The organism is Dialister succinatiphilus YIT 11850 (genome assembly GCF_000242435.1).
In the GTDB taxonomy this organism is placed as follows: domain Bacteria; phylum Bacillota; class Negativicutes; order Veillonellales; family Dialisteraceae; genus Dialister; species Dialister succinatiphilus.
Genome location: NZ_JH591190.1, coordinates 52,294 through 55,655 on the forward strand (window position 1 = coordinate 52,294; position 3,362 = coordinate 55,655).

Here is a 3,362-nt window from a genome sequence, read left to right on the forward strand (position 1 = left end):
GGCTCAACCCTCAGCCCCGAAGGGGCTGTCAACCTTCGGGAATACAGCCAAGCGCCGTATTGCCTCACTAGCTCTCTATTTCCCGAAGTGGCTTTCCGCTTCAATAATGCGGTATACCAGTTCTCCGGCGTCATAGAGATCCTTTTCCTTCAGGTTTTCCTTATTGGTATGGAAATCGGTCATGCCTACTCCTACCAGCACAGAGGGGAAGCCTTTGGTGCCGAACCAGTTGGCGTCGCTGCCGCCGCCGCTGGGAGCCACCTTGACCGGGAAGCCGGCAGCGCTGCAGGCGCCTTTGAAGAGGCGCAGGGCCGGGTCCGATTCTTTGACCAGAAAGGCATCGTAGGCCTTTTCCTTCTTGATTTCCAGAGAGCCTTCGGGGAATTTGTCAGCAGCCTTACGGAAGGCGTTTTCCATCTGGGAAACCACCTTTTCCAGCTTTTCCGTGCTGCGGCTTCTGGCTTCTCCGTGAACAGCGCAGCGGTCAGGGACGATGTTGACAGCTGTGCCGCCTTCGATGGTGCCCAGGTTGCAGGTGGTTTCTTCATCAATCCGTCCATTGGGGCAGGCGGCGATGGCCAGACCTGCCATGGCGATGGCACTGGTTCCCTTTTCAGGGCACATGCCGGCGTGGGCAGCTACGCCGTGGCAGATGAAGTCCAGGGTGTATTCGGAAGGACCGGCGTTGAAGACGGAGCCTGCAGGGCCGTCGGCGTCCAGGGTGTAGCCGAAGTCGATGTCCTGGATGTATTCTTTTTCAATATTCCGGGAACCGAAGAGGCCGATTTCTTCCTGCACCGTGAAAATGACTGTAATCTTTCCGTGGGGGATATAGGTTTCCTTCATCAGGTGAAGACCTTCCAGGATGGCGGTGACGCCGGCTTTGTCATCGCCGCCTAAGATGGTATTTCCTTTGGAGCGGAAAACGCCATCCTTCAGGACCGGTTCAATGTTTCGGCAGCACTCCACGCAGTCCATGTGGCCGGTAAGGGCAATGGAAGGAAGGCCTTCTGCGTTTCCGTTGAAAGTGGCGATGAGGTTGCCGGAGTTTCCTCCGTTAATGGAACCGTCATTATCTTCCACGATACGGGAAGCGCCCAGTTTCTTCAGCTCCTTTTTCAGGTAGTCGCAGACCTCCCGCTCCCCCTTGCTGGGGGCGTATATTTTCACCAGGTCTGTAAATGTTTTTCTCATTCGTTCTTCATTGACCATAGAAAGCACCTCTTTGCTTACAATTTCATATAGAAAGGGCCATGCCCTGTTTCCTATTATAATGAAGAGGGGGAAAAGAGTCCATCTTGACGGATGGATGCAGCTCTCCTATGATGAAGGAAAGGATGAGAAAGGAGGCGGTATCATGAGAAGATGGATCATGCATGTGGATATGGACGCCTTTTTTGCGTCGGTGGAGCAGCGGGACCATCCGGAATGGAAAGGGAAGCCGGTGATTGTGGGTGGCAGAAGCCGGCGGGGCGTGGTGGCTACGGCTTCCTACGAGGCCAGGAAGTACGGCGTCCATTCGGCCATGCCCGTTTCCAAAGCCCGGGAGCTCTGCCCCTTTGGCATTTTCGCAGAGCCCAGATTTCAGGTGTACAAGGAAACGTCTCATCGCATCCATGAAATCATGCTCCACTACGCCGAAGCCTACGAGCCCATTTCCCTGGATGAAGCCTTTCTGGACATATCGGCCATGGGAAGCCAGTATCCCACCCTGGGTGCCATAGGGCGGGCTATCAAGAAGGAAATCCTGAAGGAAACGGAACTGGTGGCTTCTGTAGGCATTGCGCCCAACAAATTCCTGGCTAAAATGGCCAGCGACATGGATAAGCCCGACGGCCTTTTCATCATTCCCTACGGGAAGGAAAAGGACATCCTCCGGCCCCTGCCGGTGCGCCGGCTCTGGGGCGTGGGAAAGGTGACGGAAGGCCGCCTGGTGAAGGCAGGTTTTCGGACCATAGGGGATATCCAGGATGTCTCCGTGGAAGCGCTGGCATCTGTTCTGGGGAATCAGGGAGGCCTTCTGAAGCGTCTTTCCTTCGGCGTAGACGATCGTCCGGTGGAAGCGGAGCGGGAAATCAAATCCATAGGCGATGAATCGACCTATGAAAAGGACATTACCGATCCCTCTGTCATAGACAGGGAAATCGCCATCCACAGCGACATTGTGGCCCAGAGGCTCAGAAAGCAGGGACTCATGGCCAGGACGGTGACTTTGAAAATACGGTTTGCCTCCTTCCGCACGGTGACAAGGACCCTTTCCTTTGAAGAAGGCACCAGCCTGCAGGAGGAAATCTACCATCATGCCATGACCCTCCTCCAAAAAATTCCTCTCACCGAAGGAGTGCGGCTCATCGGCGTCACCGCCTCCCGCCTGGGGCCGCCGCTGTCCATGGCCTCCCTCTTTTCCGAAGACCGGGATAAAAGGAACCGGGCCGCTGCTGCCATGGACGAAATCCAGGCCCGCTTCGGCAGAAAAGCCCTGCAGAAAGGCTTCTGGCTGGAAGAAAAGAAATGACCGCTATCCGCTATCCGCTAACCGCTGCCCGCTGCCCGCTGCCAGCCATTTCCCAGCCTACCGGCTCACGAACCCACGTATCCATAGCTTCTGGGTTTTTGACAGAAATCCTCTGCATTGAGTATGATAAAGAAAGGGAAATATTATATTCTTTTTAAAAGCAGAGGAGGAACTGCTATGAAAACATTGGTATTATGGTCATCCCGTACAGGAAATACGAAGGCTGTGGCACAGGCTATTTATGATGCCCTTCCGGGAGACAAAGAGATAGTCGAAGAAGGCCGGGAAAAGGATACGGCCGGCTATGATCTCGTATTCGTAGGCTTCTGGGGATTCCGTCGGGGCGCCGACATGGCGGCAAGGAGGATCCTCTCTTCCCTTCACAATCACAAAGTGGCCATCTATGGCACCGCCGGCACCTATCCCGATTCACCGGCGGCCAGGGACTATCTGGCTAATGCTGCCGCCCTTCTTCCAAAGGACAGCACCTGCCTTGGCACCTTCATCTGCCAGGGACGGGTTCATTCCTTCCATATCGGGAAACGGAGCGAACATGCGGAAAAAGTGCATCCCATGACGCCGGAAAGGCTGGCCCGTCTCAGGGAAGCGGAAAAGCATCCCAATGAGGAAGATTTCCAGAAGGCTGCCGCTTGGGCTCTGGAAATGGTGGAAAAGGCGGGGTGCTGAGGAGGTAGTGCTGCATGAGCGGCGCTAAGCTGTATTCCCGAAGGTTGACAGCCCCTTTCGGGGCTGAGGGTTGATGGGGCCGCCGGGCTGACGCCCTGGGCCCCAAGGGTTCTATCCGGGACCGGCTGACGCCTCCCGGATGGGTTGAGGGCCTTCGGCC

At 55.8% G+C, this 3,362-nt stretch carries 3 protein-coding genes; 2 read left to right on the top strand and 1 reads right to left on the bottom strand.

All coding sequences use genetic code 11. The annotated features are described in order from the left end of the window. Positions 1-75: 75 nt before the first annotated feature. Positions 76-1,194 carry a M20/M25/M40 family metallo-hydrolase gene (locus HMPREF9453_RS10360; protein WP_232217355.1) on the bottom strand — a complete coding sequence of 373 codons (1,119 nt, stop codon included), beginning with the start codon at positions 1,192-1,194 and terminating at the stop codon, positions 76-78. Positions 1,195-1,273: 79 nt separating this feature from the next. On the opposite strand from HMPREF9453_RS10360, the gene HMPREF9453_RS10365 reads away from it, so the two are divergent. Further along, positions 1,274-2,515 (top strand): DNA polymerase IV, encoded by a 1,242-nt coding sequence (locus HMPREF9453_RS10365; RefSeq protein ID WP_232217356.1) that lies wholly within the window; start codon positions 1,274-1,276, stop codon positions 2,513-2,515. Between the two features lie 177 nt (positions 2,516-2,692). After that, on the top strand, positions 2,693-3,202 hold the full coding sequence (locus HMPREF9453_RS10370) for a flavodoxin family protein (protein WP_008860517.1): 510 nt from the start codon (positions 2,693-2,695) through the stop codon (positions 3,200-3,202). The last annotated feature ends 160 nt before the right edge of the window (positions 3,203-3,362 follow it).